Origin of the sequence: Tunturibacter gelidoferens (genome assembly GCF_040358255.1) — a bacterium.
Lineage (GTDB): Bacteria > Acidobacteriota > Terriglobia > Terriglobales > Acidobacteriaceae > Edaphobacter > Edaphobacter gelidiferens.
This window is the reverse complement of the sequence record NZ_CP132938.1, coordinates 1,951,714-1,967,484: the sequence shown is the minus strand read 5'-3', so window position 1 is coordinate 1,967,484 and position 15,771 is coordinate 1,951,714. Positions and strand designations below refer to the sequence as shown.

The window sequence follows — 15,771 nt, the reverse complement described above, 5'->3', positions numbered from 1 at the left end:
TCGCGACCCGCATCCCAAATGCTATAGTGTTGCGAACTCCCCGGAGGCTGTTTTGACCACCAAGTTACGCCATCGCAACGCATCATCTTCAAGCTGGCTGCCTCTCCTCGCAATCCTTGCCACCAGCGCGCTCTGGACCTCCGGAAGCATCGCACTAGGTCAGACACCGCAGCCATCGACCGCAACCGCTGCCGCGCACAACGACGGCCCCTGGTGGAAGCATGCCGTCCTCTACGAGATCTATCCCCGCAGCTTTCAGGACTCCAACGGCGATGGCATCGGCGATCTCAACGGAATCACCCAGCGGCTCGACTACCTCAAAAGCCTCGGCATCGACGCCATCTGGATCGCGCCTATGTACCCCTCGCCCCAGGTCGACTTCGGCTACGACATCTCCGACTACCAGGCCGTAGACCCGCAGTACGGCACCCTGGCCGATATGGACCGCCTCATCGCCGAGGGCAAACAGCGCAACATTCGCGTCGTTCTGGACATGGTCCTCAACCACACCTCAGACAAACACCAGTGGTTCATCGACTCCGCCAGCTCCCGCACCAACCCCAAGCATGACTGGTACGTCTGGAACGACGGCGTCCCCGCCAACGGCCCCAACGTCACCGCCTATCAAAAGCGCTTCGAACACGAAGGCCGCGTACCGCCCAATAACTGGATCTCCGGCTTCGGTGGCTCCGCTTGGGAGTGGGTCCCGGCAGTTCACCAGTTCTACTATCACAAGTTCTACAAGCAGCAGCCCGACCTCAACTGGCGCAACCCCGCCGTCGAAAAAGCCTGCTTCGACGCCATGCGCTTCTGGCTCGACCGCGGCGTGGCAGGCTTCCGCCTCGACGCCATCCCCACCCTCTTCGAAGACCCCCAACTCCGCAACGAGCCCGAAGCCGGCGGCATAAATGCCCAGGGTGATCCCAACCTCAAAGACATCTACACCAGCAACCTCTCCGAGGTCCACGGAGTCATCCGTCGCATGCGCGCCATGGTAGAAAAATACCCCGGCAACCGCGTCCTCATCGGCGAGACCTATCTCCCCGACACCGCCGCGCTCAATGAGTGGTACGGCGGCGCCCGGCACGATGAGCTGCAACTCCCCATGGATATGCTCCTCGGCTTCCACGGTGACCACGACAAGCTCGACGCCACACGTTTTCGCAAACTCATCAACGAAGCCGAGACCCAGCTCAATGGCTCTCAACCGCTCTTCGTCTTCGACAATCACGACAACGTCCGCAGTTGGGATCGCTACAGCAACGGCGATCACAATCAGGCCATCGCAAGGCTCCTCGCCGCCGTGCTCCTCACCTCACGCGCCACCGCCCTCATGTACTACGGCGAAGAGCTAGGCATGGTCACCTCCACGCCCACGCGCAAAGAAGACGTAAAGGATCCCATCGGGGTCACCGGCTGGCCGAAAGAGAAGGGCCGCGACGGAGAGCGCACACCCATGCAATGGGACGACTCAAAAAACGCCGGATTCAGCAGCTCCTCCACAACATGGCTTCCCGTCCCATCCAACTACTCAACCATCAACGTGAAGGCGGAAGAGCTCGAACCCGACTCGCTCCTCAACTGGCACAAGCAGTTAATTGCGATGCGCAGGGACAACCCCACACTCCGCGATGGAAAACAGGTGATGCTCGATGAGTCGAACCCATCCGTCCTCTCCTACGTTCGCGAAGGTGTCGCTGGCAATCCTGCAATCGTCGTGGCGCTCAACTTCACCGATCAACCCCAGACAATCTCACTTGATCCCAGCAAAGCGAAGGTCTCCGGCAATACCGTAAACACGCTCCTCACCAATGCACCCGGTCTCAAACAAACCACCAGCCTGCAAAACATCACACTGCCGCCGTATGCCTCATGGATTGGACAGATCGGCTCCAACAAATAACACCAGCACGGCAAAAGGGGTCGCTAGTGAACGAACCGCGGTTTCGCACCTCAAGCATCACGAACTATCTCCTCTATGCAGCCCTTGCGCTCGGTGCTCTCATACCGAGCGCACATGCGCAGAGCACCGCTCAACACGCCCCCCCCGCAGCAGATCAAAAAAACACGGCAGCCGACCCATGGTGGAAGCACGGCGTCATCTACGAGATCTACCCCCGCAGCTTTCAGGACACCGACGGCGACGGCATCGGCGACATCAAAGGCATCACCTCGCGTCTCGACTACATCAAGCAACTCGGCGTCGACGCCATCTGGATCAGCCCCATGTACCCCTCGCCCCAGATCGACTTCGGCTACGACATCGCCGACTACGTCGCCATCGACCCCCAATACGGCACCATGGCCGACTTCGAGCACATGACCGCCGAAGCCAAGCGCCGCAACATCCGCGTCATCATGGACTACGTCCCCAACCACACCTCCGACCAGAGCGCATGGTTCAAGGAGTCGCGCTCCTCCCGCGACAATCCCAAACGCGACTGGTACATCTGGCGCGACCCCAAGGGCTTCACCGCCGACGGCAAACCCATCCCGCCGAACAACTGGCAAAGCTGGTTCGGCCACTCCGCATGGGAGTACGACGCCACCACGAAGCAGTTCTACTACCATCACTTCTACGTCCAGCAGCCCGACCTCAACTGGCGCAACCCCGAAGTCGTCAAGGCCATGATGGACGTCCTCCGCTTCTGGATGAATAAGGGCGTCAACGGCTTCCGCATCGACGCCGTCTCACGCCTCTTCGAAGATCCCGATCTCCACGACGACCCCATCCTGCCCGGCACCAACGCCTTCGGCGATCCCAACATCGTCCACAAGTACACCGACAATCTCCCCGAAGTTCACGACATGCTCCGCGAGATGCGCAAAGTCGTCGACGAGTACCCCGGCAATCCCGTGCTCATCAGCGAAGCCGACGAACCCAACATCCTCGAGCTCTCCAAGATGTACGGCGCCAACAACGATGAGGTCCAGCTCCCCATGGACTTTCAGGTAGCCGACGTCAACGAGCTCTCCGCACCAAAGTTCCGCGAACTCCTCAAAGAGGTCGAGAACAATCCAGCCCACGGCCAGCCCTACTTCTTCTTCGGCAATCATGACCAGGACCGCATCTGGGACCGCTACAGTCCAGGCGTCACCGACCCCGCCATGAAGGCACGCATCGCCCGCATGATGGCTGCCCTCCTCCTCACCTCTCGCGCCACGCCGCAGATGTACTACGGCGACGAGATCGGCATGGTCACCACAACTCCCACTCGCATCGAAGACGTTAGAGACCCCGAAGGCATCACCGGCTGGCCAAAACAGAAAGGCCGCGACGGCGAACGAACCCCCATGCAGTGGAACGACACACAGAACGCAGGCTTCAGCACCGCCGCCACCACCTGGCTTCCCGTCGCTCCCGACTACAAAACCGTCAACGTCGCCATCGAGTCTCCCGATCACGAGTCCATGCTCAGCTGGTACAAACGCCTCATCGAACTCCGCCGCACCAACGCTGCCCTCTACGAAGGCAGCATGCAGATGCTCAACCCCAACGAAGACGTCGTCTCATACCTTCGCCAAGGCCCACCCGGCAAGCCATCGGTCCTCGTAGCGCTAAACTTCTCCGAAAAACCCCAAACCCTGAAGTACGACTACGCCGCCCTCGGACTAACCAAAGGCGCAACCGCAACACTCGAAACCAACGACCCCGCAATCAACAGCGCCCCCCTCACCAAGCCAATCACTCTCGCCCCCTACGCAACCTGGATCGCCGAAGTCCAGTAAACACTGGCCGAAATGCAATCGGCTTTACAAATCGGCCTACCTTACCCTCAAACGAGGAGGCGAACGATGGCCACGCCAAAGGCGAACGCAAATCCATATCCGAAACTCTCAATCCGAACCGTTTGCTTGCCCTTTCGACGAAGCACGATACCCACCTGCGACATCACCAAACCTGTAACGACGGGACTGACTAACAGGCTGATTCCGCGAAACTTTGATGGGTGAAATATTGGGTGTGGAAAGAGCAAAAGGCTCGCAATCCCGAAGGCGATGCCCAGCAACAAGTAGCCTATGGCAGCTAGGATCGGATTGATGGCGGTTGATTCCTTAAGCACATTTCGAATTGATCGTACGATGAAAGCAACTAACGCTTCCGTGACAACCTGAAAGAACACCTCGTACAGCAGTTCGGCAGCGGCAGAAAGCAACGCAAGAAAGAATTCGTCCATACCTCGATATTATCGAAGCGTCTCCGGACCAATGCTTTCGGCAACTTCGGTTCTCATTTAGCGAGAACAGACCGATGCCCTCAGCGAAGGTTCACATCTGTGCGTTCAGGATCGGCCGCCTCGCGTGTAAATCGACGATTTAGCAACAGCTGAACTTGCTCTGCTTGCGTGTACGCTGGATGCCGCGCTGGTAGACTTCTCGCGCCCCCCTCACCAAATCAATCACCCTGGCCCCCTACGCAACCTGGATCGCAGAGGTCCAGTAAACACTGGCCGAATATCTCACGAGTCTTTATTCGCAAAGTACAGATACCTCAGTAGGCGCTTTTCGCCCGTTAAGGTATGTACGCAGGACAGGAACCGCTGCAGCCCCTCGAAGTTGATATTGCCTTCCGCTGCGACCAGTTCCTCTTTCCTTTTCTCCCGTGCATCATGCCACTGTTTCGCCACCCGGGACGCACCCTCGGTTGTGTCGGTTACGCGGAGCCGGCGAAACCCTGCTCGCTCGATGAGTCGTTCATTCTCTCCGGGCGGACTGTACACATAAAAGCCAATCGAGCTGCGCGTGGCGATCTCTTCGTTGGAAAGCAATCCGCCAACTACCAGAGCGTCACTGAACAGCATCCGTCCGCCGGGCTTCAGTATGCGAAACATCTCACCCAGCACCTCAGGACGTCTTGGAAGATGGCACAAAACGTCATTCGAGAACACAGCGTCAAAGCTACCGTCGTCAAAAGGCAGATTTTTCGAAGCGTCACACTGCTCAAAACGGACCACTGAACCAAGGCCTCTTGCCAGCGCAAGTTGGTTTGCATTGCGAACTCCCAGTGCATTAATATCTAACCCGACGAGGCGGCAGCCCATCTTCTCCGCAAGGTGCAAGGCATAGCCACCCGAACCGCACCCCACTTCCAGCGCAAACGAATCGGGTCTCAGGTCCAGCAGTTGGGGGATTTCGTTGGATTCTTCCGTTGTAACCCAGCTCGTTTGTCCAAAATCCTCGCCGTAGGTCTCGATGCGCACCTGTCGGTACGTATCCGACACATAATTTCCATACGCACTGTCATAGAGATCCACTTTCTGTGACACGTTAGAGATCCTCCTCAACCTGTTTCTATTGGTGGATGAATTGGCTAACAGACTAGCAACCTACTTTGGGATTTTCAAAAGCACGTAAAGCCAAACGAGCCTGACTAGGTACAAGTGAAAGGCAAACCGGAGGTAATCCTTAGTGCCCGCAAAGTCGGGTTTTCGGCAACGTCGGTTTTTATGTGGCGAGTACAGCCCCATGCCCTCAGCCGACGGTTCACAGCTGCGCGTTCAGGTCGCCCAATCCGGCGTGTAACAACGACCTTACTCCTGCTAGCGCCTACGCGGAATGCCGCACTGGTAGACTTCTCGCACCAAACTGGGAGGTGCGTTTCACAATGCCATCGAACGGTACGTCTGTCGCTGTCAGGCCTGCTACAGCAGAGGATGTCGCAACCTGTGGGCAGATCTGTTACGACGCCTTCGCCGCGATCAACACCGCTCACGGCTTTCCACCCGACATCCCCCAACCTGAGGTAGCGACGGGTCTCATCTCCTCGGTATTTTCAGACCCTGACCATTACTGCGTCGTAGCAGAGATTGACGGCCGGATCGTCGGCAGCAACATCCTGGACGAGCGCTCCATCATCCGCGGTGTTGGACCCATCACGATCGACCCAGCGGTACAGAATATGGGGGTTGGCCGTCTGCTGATGCAGGCCGTGATGGATCGCGCCCGCGATCGAGGCGCCGCCGGAGTCCGGTTGGTTCAAGCAGCCTTTCACAACCGCTCCCTCTCCCTGTACATCTCTCTCGGCTTCGACGTCCGTGAGCCCCTCTGCTGTCTGCAGGGGCGGACTCGCGAACGCAACATCCCGCGATGCCATGTGCGTTCTGCAACACCGGCAGATCAGGCTGCCTGCGACTCTCTCTCTCACCGGGTTCATGGCTTCAACCGTGCCCTCGAGTTGGAACAGGCGATCTCCGATGGCACAGCCCTTGTGGTCGAACGAGAAGGAAGCGTTACTGGATACACAACCCATCTCGCCCACTTTGGCCACTCCACTGCTGAGACGAATCTGGATATGCAGGCGTTAATCTCTTCGGCAGATTCCTTTGCCGGTCCCGGGATCCTCGTCCCCTCCCGCAACAGCGCGTTGCTGCGGTGGTGCCTGCAGAATGGTCTCCGCGTTGTTCAGCCCATGACGCTAATGAGCACTGGGCTGTATAACGATCCTGCCGGCGCGTGGTTGCCGTCCATCCTGTTCTAACTTCCACCCAGCACCGGCGCGACCCATCGAGAACCCTGGCAGCACTGAAAGAATCGCCGTGGGGACGGGCTAAAAACTTGTCAAGCCCCTGAAGCACTCAACTACATCCAACGCAAGTACTTACGCGTGGCGCATTAGTTCCACCCCAAAAGCTCTACTTAGATAGATACAGCGAAAGATCCCGCTCCCACAGCGGGTTCTTTCGTTTTAACCCATAAAACCCTTTAGAAAGAAGAATTTACCGATAACCCTTTTGGTATGACGATTTTGCAAATCCAAAATTTCATATCCGACTCAGAATAAATGACTTCCACGGAGATACCCCCCAGGGGTACCCCTCACCAGCTCAAGGTCACAGCACTCTGCTGGTAGCCAGTACCCTGGGGAAACTTCACAATCAGCTTCTCCAACCCGGCACCCCTACCTGCGGCAGCATCCACGATCGTCCCACCCTCAACATGGAGCCCCAGCTTGGCCTCATTACGCCGCACCGTCAGCTCGACAACCGTCCCCGCATCAGCCTCCAGCTCCAGCTTCAACGAGTGCGCCTCGGAGACCTCACTCAGCACCTTCATCTGCGACGTCCGCGCTCCCGGCAGTGGCAACCCATGCGGCACGGCAACCTCAATCGCCGGCAACGCAAAGACCACAGACGAACCATCAGCCGAAACCCGCGAACCCTTCACCGCGCTGGCCAGCCGAACCGCAGGACCAGAGAGCGTACTCACCTTCACCACCAGGCCGCGCGCCTCACGCTGGTACTCCAGCGAGCAAACAGATCCACCAACATGAAGCCGATCCACCGCAGCATGATCCCAATCCGCAGGCAGATGCGGATCAAGATGAAGCGAACTCGAGAGCCCATCCACCTCAATACCAAACAAACCACGCAACGCCGGAGTAATCACCATCGCCGAAGACCAGAGTTGATGACTCGTACTCCTCCCGAAAGGTTGAAAGAACGCACCCGACAGCAACTCCGTCACCGCGCCTAGGTCCTGCGCCGTAGTCAGATCGGCATTCTGCATCAGGTGCGCATACCCGGCCAGCGGATGTCCCGCACGATACTCCGCCACCGACGCCCACCCGGTAAACAAAGGCCAGACCGATCCCTGGTGATAGCTGATCGGATCGTAGAAAGGATCGCTCTCCGCCACATCCCTCAGACCCCAGTCGGTAGAAAAATCATGCGAAGCCCACCGTCGAAAGCTCGCCCCTGGATGAGCCAGCCCTTCACCACCATTCCACCACGCAATCGCCGGATAAACCGTAGCTGTACGATCAAGAGTCCCATCAGCGTTCCGGCTGAAGGCATAAGCCTGCCGCGCCGAATCGTAATACTCCGCCTCAATCTTCTTCGCCAACTCAACACCCCGCGCTGCGGCGGAGTCAGCCGTCGCCTGATCCCCCAGCAAACGAGCCAGCTTCGACATCGCAACCGAAGCCTGCTGATCCAGCAGCGCGAGGTAAACCTCCTGATGCGGCATCCCACCCGGCCAGCTCTCCACCCACCCGGTACCCTGCGAGTTGTCATAGATGCCATCACCATCGGAGTCATGCGTCGTCTCAAAACGCCACGCTTTTTCAACAACCTCCCGATGTTCACGGAGAAAACTGACATCTCCGCTGCTCTGCACATAGTCCAGCATCGCCGTCAGAAACAGCGGCGTCGAATCAGCCGCAGCATAAGCGTAAGAGAAATCCTTCCAGTCAAAGTAAGCCGCGGTCTGCGGATACTCGTGCATGATCTTCCCATCATCACGCTGCCGCTTCATCAGGAACTCAAGCTCATCGCGACTCAACCCAAAGTCGCCAAAGCCATTCACCGCATAAAGCGTATACAAGCTGTCACGCCCAAAGTACCAGCCAAAGCCGGGCCTCGCCGAGTCTCCGGACGAGTAATATCCCGCGACCAACCCGATCTCGCCGCCAGGCTGCGCCTTCGCCCTCAACTGCTCAATCGACATCTCAGCCCAACCGAAGTCATCGTTCAACCCGGCATCCGGAGTGCGAATCGCCGTCAGCCTGTCTCCCATCTGCCGGTATCGCTCCGCGTGCTTCGCATAGATCTGCGGCAACTCCGCATTCAATCGCTCCAGCTTCCCTTGCAGCATGCCGTTGGTAGCCGTCTCGACGGTATTTCCCATCGCCATCAATAGCGGAAAGTAGTGATTCGTATCTCGCTTGGGGTCGTAATGAAGCTTCAGCTCCAGCGGATAGAACTTGGGCTTCTCCTGATACGGAGCGAGAATCCCCGGCTGCGTGTTCGGCATCGCCACAGCCCCCGCCAGGTCAGGAAAGTCCGTATGAAGCACATAAAACCCGCCATCCTGTCGTCTCACCCACTCCGCAGATGGAACCCCCTGGCTACGCTGTGGCCACATAGGCCGCATCTCCGGCGTAAAGCTGAAGGTCAGATCCATCGGCCGCGTCGAATCGATCTGAAACATCACAACCGCACCTGTACCATCCTCTGCATCGTCCTGCGCAAACATAATCTGCTTTACCGTGAAGGCTATATGCGAATACGTAATCACCGTGTGATCGGGGAACACCCCGATCTCAGCAGCGTCTGCATTCAGGTCGATCGGTACCGAATAGCCCTCCACATCAGCTCGAATCGCGAAGTGGCTCAGCAACTTCACTGGCAGTATCCAAGCCTCAAACGTCCCCTCCTGCTGTCCAGGCATGACGCCGCGCGATCCCGCCACAGTAAATGGCTTTCCTGCTTCAACATGACGTTGAATCGCTAGCCCGTCTTCGTTCACCGGAAAAGCATCGACCGGCCGCAAAGCCCCAGTCTGGGCGGCCGCGATCCCGCCAAGCATTGCGACCAAAGAAAAAGCAGCCCGCATGGTGTCTCCCTCTCCAAAAGATCACCAGTCTACATGCTGGCACGCTCTCTCACGACGAAGTCCGACGCGACTGATAAGATGCCGCTCATGCTCCGTAAATCGTTGCGCTCCATCCTGCTGTTTAGCATCGCAGCTCCTTCTTTACACGCAGCGCCTCCAGCCCTTGGCCCATATCAGAACGATTCGACCCCTGTGATCGGAACGAGAGTTCTGACCGCCACAGAAGCAGCGCAGTTCCTGCCTGCCACGGTCTTTTTTCGAGGTCAGAGCGCGCCCATTCAAGCCAGAAACTCTGGGGGAGTGCAATTCACGAAGGACGCGCTTCTCCTAGTCGCCTTGGTGGATACGGCAGGCTACTCAAGTTCGGTCCAGGAGAAATATCAGGCCTATCTAATCACTGAGGCATCCATCGACATCCAAGGTCATCAGCTCCAGCCAGGAGCATATGGCTGCGGCTTCGTGGCTGGCAGTACCTTCGTCGTCATGGACATCGGAGGCCACGATCTCTTCTCCGTCCCCTCCGCCAAAGACGCCACCCTCCGCCGTCCAACTCCTCTGCAAATCTTGCCAGGGCCCGACAGCACCGGATACCGACTCTACATCGGCCGCGACTATGCCGTCTTTGCGCAGGCCCCAGCTCAGACCAGCAACCCCACTCCCCTCCATCCATGATTACAATCGGGCTGAGATGCAACTCCTCCAGACACCTTCGCTTCTGCTGTGCAGCGTCCTCGCAACGATCATTCCGCTAGCGCGGGCACAAACCGCCACCACGCCGGCAGCTTCTTCACAGACCGCCCCACCCGACAGAGTAAAGGAAGCCGAAGAAGCGTTTCGTGCCGGCTCCGCAGCATATCGTCAGAACGACCTACTTTCAGCACACATCCAATTTGCGAAAGTCGTAAAACTTGCACCCGAGGTTGCCGCCGGCCACAGTGCCTTCGGAACTGTACTACTTGCTGAGGGAAATCTCGCATACGCGGTGGACCAACTCGAACTGGCCCACAAACTCGATCCGCAGAACTCTGATGCCTCACTCAACTTGGCGATCACCTACTCTCAGCTTCGCGAATATCAGAAATCAATGCAGATGTTTCAACTCCTCGACGGAGCAAAGAGCGATGCGTCACAGGCGCTCACGCCCCAAGCCTCCATCGCCTACGCCGCCGCCCTCGCGGCAACGGGAGAGCCAGCCACCGCGCAAAAGCAGCTGGAGTCGGCTCTCTACAATTCGCCTGACAACGCGGCTCTGCACGATAGTCTAGGCACGATCCTCGCACAACAACAGACCTATAGTGACGCCACGGTCCAGTTTCAACGTGCTATCTCACTAGAGCCATCACTCGCAGCCGCGCACTATCACCTTGGCTCCGTCTTTCTAAATCAAGGGGACCTCGCAAACGCGGTCAGCGAGCTTACCAAAGCGAATAACCTGTCCAAAGAAAATGTCGAGTATGCACTGCAACTTGGTCGTGCCTTACTTGCAAGCGATCAGGAAGACGCGGCCATCACGGTACTGCGACATGCGATGGCCGTTGATCCTGCGTCGACGGATATCAAATACGAACTCGCCCTCACCCTGCAAGCGAATGACAATCCTCGTGAAGCTATACCTCTCTTTCAACAGGTCGCCGCCGCACGACCCCAGGACTCTGCCGTACTCACGAACCTCGGACTCGCTCTCGTACAGACAGGCGACGCAAAGGGAGCCATCATCTTCTACCTGCGAGCCCTTGCACTGGATGAGAAAAATCCGACCCTGCGCCAAGACCTCGGCGTTGCGTATCTTCAACAGAGCGATCTCAACCACGCCATCGAGCAGTTTCGTGCAGGTCTCCTGATCGAACCTGACAACTCACATCTCCACTACGATCTTGGACTGGCCCTGAAGTTGAAAGACGATCCAACCGCAGCGGTCGCGGAGTTCCTTCGCGCGGAGCAACTCGATCCCACGTTGCCTGATCCGCCCTACACGCTCGGCGTACTCTACATGCAGCTCGGACGTTTCGCAGAATCTCAGGCCGAACTCGAGAAGGCCACCGCGCTACGCCCCAACAACGGTGAGGCATGGGCGCTCCTTGGCAATGTCTACAAAAACAATAACGATCCCGAAAAGGCCGCATCAGCCTTGCGACGCGCCATCGATCTTCTACCCAACCAGCCCAGTCCACACATCAGCCTCGCCGCCATCCTCAGCCAGCAGGGAGACTCTGAAGGCGCAGCAGCCGAACGCAAAAAAGCCGCATCCCTCAGCCGTATCGCTGTCAGTCGACAACGTGCCAACTTTGCCCTCGACAGCGGCAAGGCACTCCTCAAGCAAGGCAAGACCGCGGATGCGATATTTCAATTGCAAACCGCAGTCGAAGCAGACCCAAACTACAGCGAGGCACACTCCGCGTTGGCCGACGCTCTCGACAGACAGGGACGAAGCGCCGATGCTGCGCTTGAGCGGCAGAAAGCCAAGAAGCTTCTCGCGAATACTTCCTCCGCTGGTGAGGTTCCTTCCGCTCATCCATAGAGCCGGTACCACAGATGCAACTGAGCCTTTTTCTCTGGAGGCTAGGCTTCGCTGCACCGTGTACCGATTTCAAGACTCTTTCAACCCGTTCCAATTTTGTGATTACAATTACCACGGCGAAGAGAGCGTCGAACGCCAGTGCCTGGCCATTGCCTTAGGAGCGTCCATTTGAATTGGTCTCGCCGTAACTTTCTTACATCGCTTTCCACCACTGCTCTGGTTCTTTCGCTTGACGACGTTCTGGCTCTGGCCGCGCCTCAGACCTCTCAGCCCTCCCAACAGATGGGATCGCGCCCCACTTACGACGCCGTACCCCGTGCCGCCCCTAAAGGACTCCCCTCCCCCGTCGCAGGCACTCCTCTCGGCATCAGCTTCATCGACGTCGCACGTCAGTCCGGACTCAACGCAAAAACGATATACGGCGGCGAACACAAAAATCGATATCTGCTTGAAACCACCGGCTGCGGCGTAGCCTTCTACGACTACGATCACGATGACTGGATCGATATCTTCCTTGTCAACGGCACTCGACTGGAAGGCTTCCCCAAAGGTCAGGAACCCATCTCCCGTCTCTTCAAGAACAATCGTGACGGCACCTTCACTGACGTCACCCTCAAAGCCGGGGTCGGTCGCGCCGGATGGGGACAGGGCTGTTGTGTCGGTGACTACAACAACGACGGATGGAACGACCTCTTCGTCAGCTACTACGGGCAGAATGTTCTCTATCGCAACAATGGCAACGGCACCTTCACCGACGTTACAGAGAAGGCTGGCCTCCTCCAATCTAAGACGCGCTGGAACTCCGGCTGTGCCTTTATCGATTACGATCGCGACGGCCATCTCGACCTCTTTGTCGCGAACTACATCGACTTCGACATCAAGACAGCACCCCTCCCCGAAGCCGCCGGCTGCGCCTACAAGGGAATTCAAGTAGCCTGTGGCCCACCCGGTCTCCAGGGCGGCAAGAACATTCTCTATCGCAACAACGGCGACGGCACCTTCACCGACGTCTCACAAAAAGCCGGCATGTGGGACACCATCGGCACCTACGGACTCTCCGTAGCTGTCTCCGACATCGACGGCGACGGCTGGCCCGACATCTACGTCGCCAACGACTCCACCGCCGCCACCTTCTACCAAAACCAAAAAGACGGCACCTTCAAAGATGTAGCCATCGAGGCAGGCATCGCATACTCTCCTGACGGCAAGCCGCAGGCCGGTATGGGCGTATCTATTGGCGATTTCAATCGCGACGGCCGCTTCGACATTGTCAAAACAAACTTCGCCGGCGACACCGATTCGCTGTACGTCAATCTCGGCGACGGGAACTTCGACGACCATACCTACATGTCTGGACTAGGCGTCAACACCCGCTACCTCGGTTGGGGCGTCGGCTTCTTCGACATGGACAACGACGGCTGGCCTGACATCTTCATCTGTAACGGACACGTCTATCCTGAGGTCGACGGAACCGCCATCGACGCGCCTTACGCCGAACACAAGTACCTCTACCGCAATCTGCGCAACGGACAGTTCGAAGAGGTGACCGCGCAAGGAGGACCCGGCATCACAACACCCGCCCCCGGCAGAGGTTGCGCGTTCGGCGACTACGACAACGACGGCGTAGTGGACGTCGTCGTCAACTGCATCAACAGCCTCCCCCAGCTGCTCCGCTGCGAATCGACGACGGGCCGCAACTGGATCAAGATCCGCACCGTCGGCACCAAGTCGAATCGCTCTGGCATCGGCGCGAAGATCAGCGTCACAACTCCAACACCAGAAAACGCCAAACCCTTTATTCAGATCGACGAAGTTCGAAGCGGCGGCAGCTACTACTCGCAGAACGATCTACGCATCCACTTCGGCCTCGACCACTCTGTCAAAGCAGATTCAGTCGAAATCAAGTGGCCATCCGGCACGACAGACAAACTTATCGACCTCGCAGCAAACCATCTTTACGTCATTCAGGAAGGTGGAAAGATTCTGAAGACGATTGCCATGGGCACCTCACCGCAGTCCAAAGCATTGATCAATCCAGCTACGACCCCAAAGCCATGAAGATTCGATTCCTTCTTCGAACCGCCGTCGTCCTGCTCCTGGTGACGACGGCCTTCGGAGAGCAGCAGCCCTACCTTCCAACACCCGATCATCCGCCGCCAGCCTGGTTTGTAGATGTCGCACTCAAGGCCGGTATCACCGTTCGCGACGTGAACGGGAGCGTCGAATCTAAACGCTACATCATCGAAGCCACAGGCTCAGGAGTTGCCATCCTCGACTACGACCGTGACGGATGGCCGGACATCTTCCTTGTCAACGGCACCAACTTACCTGGCACAACCACCGCAGCCGGACAAGCAAAACCCACCAACCACCTCTTCCACAACAATCACGACGGAACCTTCACCGACGTCACCGTAAAGGCAGGCCTCGTCTCCACTGGATGGGGGCAGGGAGCATGCGTTGGAGACTACGACAACGATGGATTCGACGACATCTACGTCACCGGCTACGGCAAAAACCGCCTCTTCCACAACCAGGGCAATGGAACATTCAAGGAGGTAGCGGAGCAGGCAGGCGTCGCCGGTACAGGCAAGGAGTGGGGCACCGGCTGTGCCTTCATCGACTACGATCGCGACGGCAAGCTGGACCTGGCCGTCGCCAACTACGTGCACTTCGACCTCGCTCGCACCCCAACACCCGGCCAAACCTCAGGATGCATCTGGAAGGGAGTGCCCGTCATGTGCGGCCCGCGCGGTCTCGAGAGCGCACCGAACATCCTCTACCACAACCTCGGCGGCGGAAAGTTTGCAGACGTAAGCAAGCCCAGTGGATTCGAGCGAACACAAGGCCACTACTGCTTCTCCATCACCACGCTCGACTACGACGACGACGGCTGGCCCGACCTCTACGTCGCCTGCGACTCCACTCCTGCCATCCTCTATCGAAACAACCACGACGGAACCTTCAAGGACACTGCCGCCGACGCCGGTGTAGCCTTCAACGAAGACGGTCGCGAACAGGCCGGCATGGGATCCACGGCAGCCGACTACGACGGCGACGGCAGACTCGACCTCTTCAAAACCAACTTCTCCGACGACACCTCCACCCTCTATCGCAACAATGGCGACGGCACTTATACCGACATGACCTTCGCCGCTGGACTCGGCATCAACACCGAGGCTCTAGGCTGGGGAGCTATGTTCGCCGACGTCGACAACGACGGGTGGCCAGACCTTCTTATTGCGAACGGCCATGTCTATCCTGAGGTGGACTCCGCCAAACTGGGCTCCTCCTACCGCGAACCCCGCTTCCTCTATAACAATCTAGGCAACGGAAAGTTCCGCGACGTCAGCAAGACCTCCGGCCCCGGACTCGTCGATCCACGCTCCAGCCGCGGACTTGCAATCGCGGATCTCTTCAACGACGGGCGTCTCGAAGCTGTGATCAACAACCTCAGCGATCGACCAATGCTTCTGGTCAACCTCGCGAAAAATCAGAATCACTGGCTCGGCCTTCATCTCATCGGGACATCCTCCAACCGCGATGCCATTGGCGCTCGCGTCACCATGAAATCTGCAAAACGCATCTGGGTCGACGAGGTTCGCGACGGTTCCAGCTATAACTCCTCAAGCGATCTCCGCCTCCACTTCGGTCTCGGCCAGGAAACGCACCTCACGAGCATTCAAATTCGCTGGCCCAACGGTCAGATGGAACTCTTCGACCCTCCCACTTCAGTCGATCGCATCCTCGACCTCACCGAAGGAAAGGGCCGATCCTCGTCATCAGCAAATTAACAATAGCGTCAGTGCGAACAACACTCTCAATCACGTCTACGGGATCGTATGGTAAACATGAGGCTGCAACCTTCCGGCAAATCGATGAATACCTGCACCTCCCTCCTGCGAACTCGTAATTCGAAC

Annotated in this window: 10 protein-coding genes; 7 read left to right on the top strand and 3 right to left on the bottom strand. The window is 57.9% G+C overall.

Features of this window, described 5'->3' with window-relative positions:
• Window positions 1–52 precede the first annotated feature (52 nt).
• On the top strand, window positions 53–1,903 hold the full coding sequence (locus RBB81_RS08770; protein WP_353073413.1) for a glycoside hydrolase family 13 protein: 1,851 nt from the start codon (window positions 53–55) through the stop codon (window positions 1,901–1,903).
• Between the two features lie 26 nt (window positions 1,904–1,929).
• Window positions 1,930–3,729, top strand: coding sequence for a glycoside hydrolase family 13 protein (locus RBB81_RS08765; protein ID WP_353073412.1), 1,800 nt, complete (start codon window positions 1,930–1,932; stop codon window positions 3,727–3,729).
• 47 nt (window positions 3,730–3,776) lie between these two features.
• On the opposite strand, the gene RBB81_RS08760 is transcribed toward RBB81_RS08765, so the two are convergent.
• Together RBB81_RS08760 and RBB81_RS08755 are read right to left on the bottom strand one after the other, a co-directional pair.
• Window positions 3,777–4,178 (bottom strand): hypothetical protein, encoded by a 402-nt coding sequence (locus tag RBB81_RS08760; RefSeq protein ID WP_183789767.1) that lies wholly within the window; start codon window positions 4,176–4,178, stop codon window positions 3,777–3,779.
• Window positions 4,179–4,460: 282 nt separating this feature from the next.
• Window positions 4,461–5,267, bottom strand: a complete 807-nt coding sequence (locus RBB81_RS08755; protein WP_183789768.1) for a methyltransferase domain-containing protein — start codon at window positions 5,265–5,267, stop codon at window positions 4,461–4,463.
• A gap of 338 nt (window positions 5,268–5,605) precedes the next feature.
• Between RBB81_RS08755 and RBB81_RS08750 the strand changes: the two genes are divergently transcribed.
• On the top strand, window positions 5,606–6,478 hold the full coding sequence (locus RBB81_RS08750; RefSeq protein WP_183789770.1) for a GNAT family N-acetyltransferase: 873 nt from the start codon (window positions 5,606–5,608) through the stop codon (window positions 6,476–6,478).
• Window positions 6,479–6,816: 338 nt separating this feature from the next.
• On the opposite strand, the gene RBB81_RS08745 is transcribed toward RBB81_RS08750, so the two are convergent.
• Complete coding sequence (locus RBB81_RS08745; RefSeq protein ID WP_179581569.1) at window positions 6,817–9,333, bottom strand: MGH1-like glycoside hydrolase domain-containing protein; 2,517 nt, start codon at window positions 9,331–9,333, stop codon at window positions 6,817–6,819.
• 33 nt (window positions 9,334–9,366) lie between these two features.
• On the opposite strand from RBB81_RS08745, the gene RBB81_RS08740 reads away from it, so the two are divergent.
• From RBB81_RS08740 to RBB81_RS08725, 4 genes are all read left to right on the top strand, one after another.
• Window positions 9,367–10,005, top strand: coding sequence for a hypothetical protein (locus tag RBB81_RS08740; protein WP_179581568.1), 639 nt, complete (start codon window positions 9,367–9,369; stop codon window positions 10,003–10,005).
• 16 nt (window positions 10,006–10,021) lie between these two features.
• On the top strand, window positions 10,022–11,851 hold the full coding sequence (locus RBB81_RS08735; RefSeq protein ID WP_353073411.1) for a tetratricopeptide repeat protein: 1,830 nt from the start codon (window positions 10,022–10,024) through the stop codon (window positions 11,849–11,851).
• 282 nt (window positions 11,852–12,133) lie between these two features.
• Entirely contained in the window at window positions 12,134–13,909 is a 1,776-nt protein-coding gene (locus tag RBB81_RS08730; protein ID WP_423248071.1) for a CRTAC1 family protein, read from the top strand.
• The gene (locus RBB81_RS08725; RefSeq protein WP_353073409.1) at window positions 13,906–15,645 is read left to right on the top strand and encodes a CRTAC1 family protein; all 1,740 of its coding nucleotides are present in this window, start codon (window positions 13,906–13,908) and stop codon (window positions 15,643–15,645) included. Before RBB81_RS08730 ends, RBB81_RS08725 begins: the two co-directional genes overlap by 4 nt.
• Window positions 15,646–15,771: the final 126 nt, after the last annotated feature.

Excerpts from the sequence above, each read along its gene's own strand:
- RBB81_RS08730 (WP_423248071.1), top strand. The coding sequence starts at position 12,134 with ATGGGATCGCGCCCCACTTACGACGCCGTACCCCGTGCCGCCCCTAAA.
- RBB81_RS08735 (WP_353073411.1), top strand. The coding sequence starts at position 10,022 with ATGCAACTCCTCCAGACACCTTCGCTTCTGCTGTGCAGCGTCCTCGCA.
- RBB81_RS08725 (WP_353073409.1), top strand. The coding sequence starts at position 13,906 with ATGAAGATTCGATTCCTTCTTCGAACCGCCGTCGTCCTGCTCCTGGTG.
- RBB81_RS08745 (WP_179581569.1), bottom strand. The coding sequence starts at position 9,333 with ATGCGGGCTGCTTTTTCTTTGGTCGCAATGCTTGGCGGGATCGCGGCC.
- RBB81_RS08760 (WP_183789767.1), bottom strand. The coding sequence starts at position 4,178 with ATGGACGAATTCTTTCTTGCGTTGCTTTCTGCCGCTGCCGAACTGCTG.
- RBB81_RS08750 (WP_183789770.1), top strand. The coding sequence starts at position 5,606 with ATGCCATCGAACGGTACGTCTGTCGCTGTCAGGCCTGCTACAGCAGAG.
- RBB81_RS08740 (WP_179581568.1), top strand. The coding sequence starts at position 9,367 with ATGCTGGCACGCTCTCTCACGACGAAGTCCGACGCGACTGATAAGATG.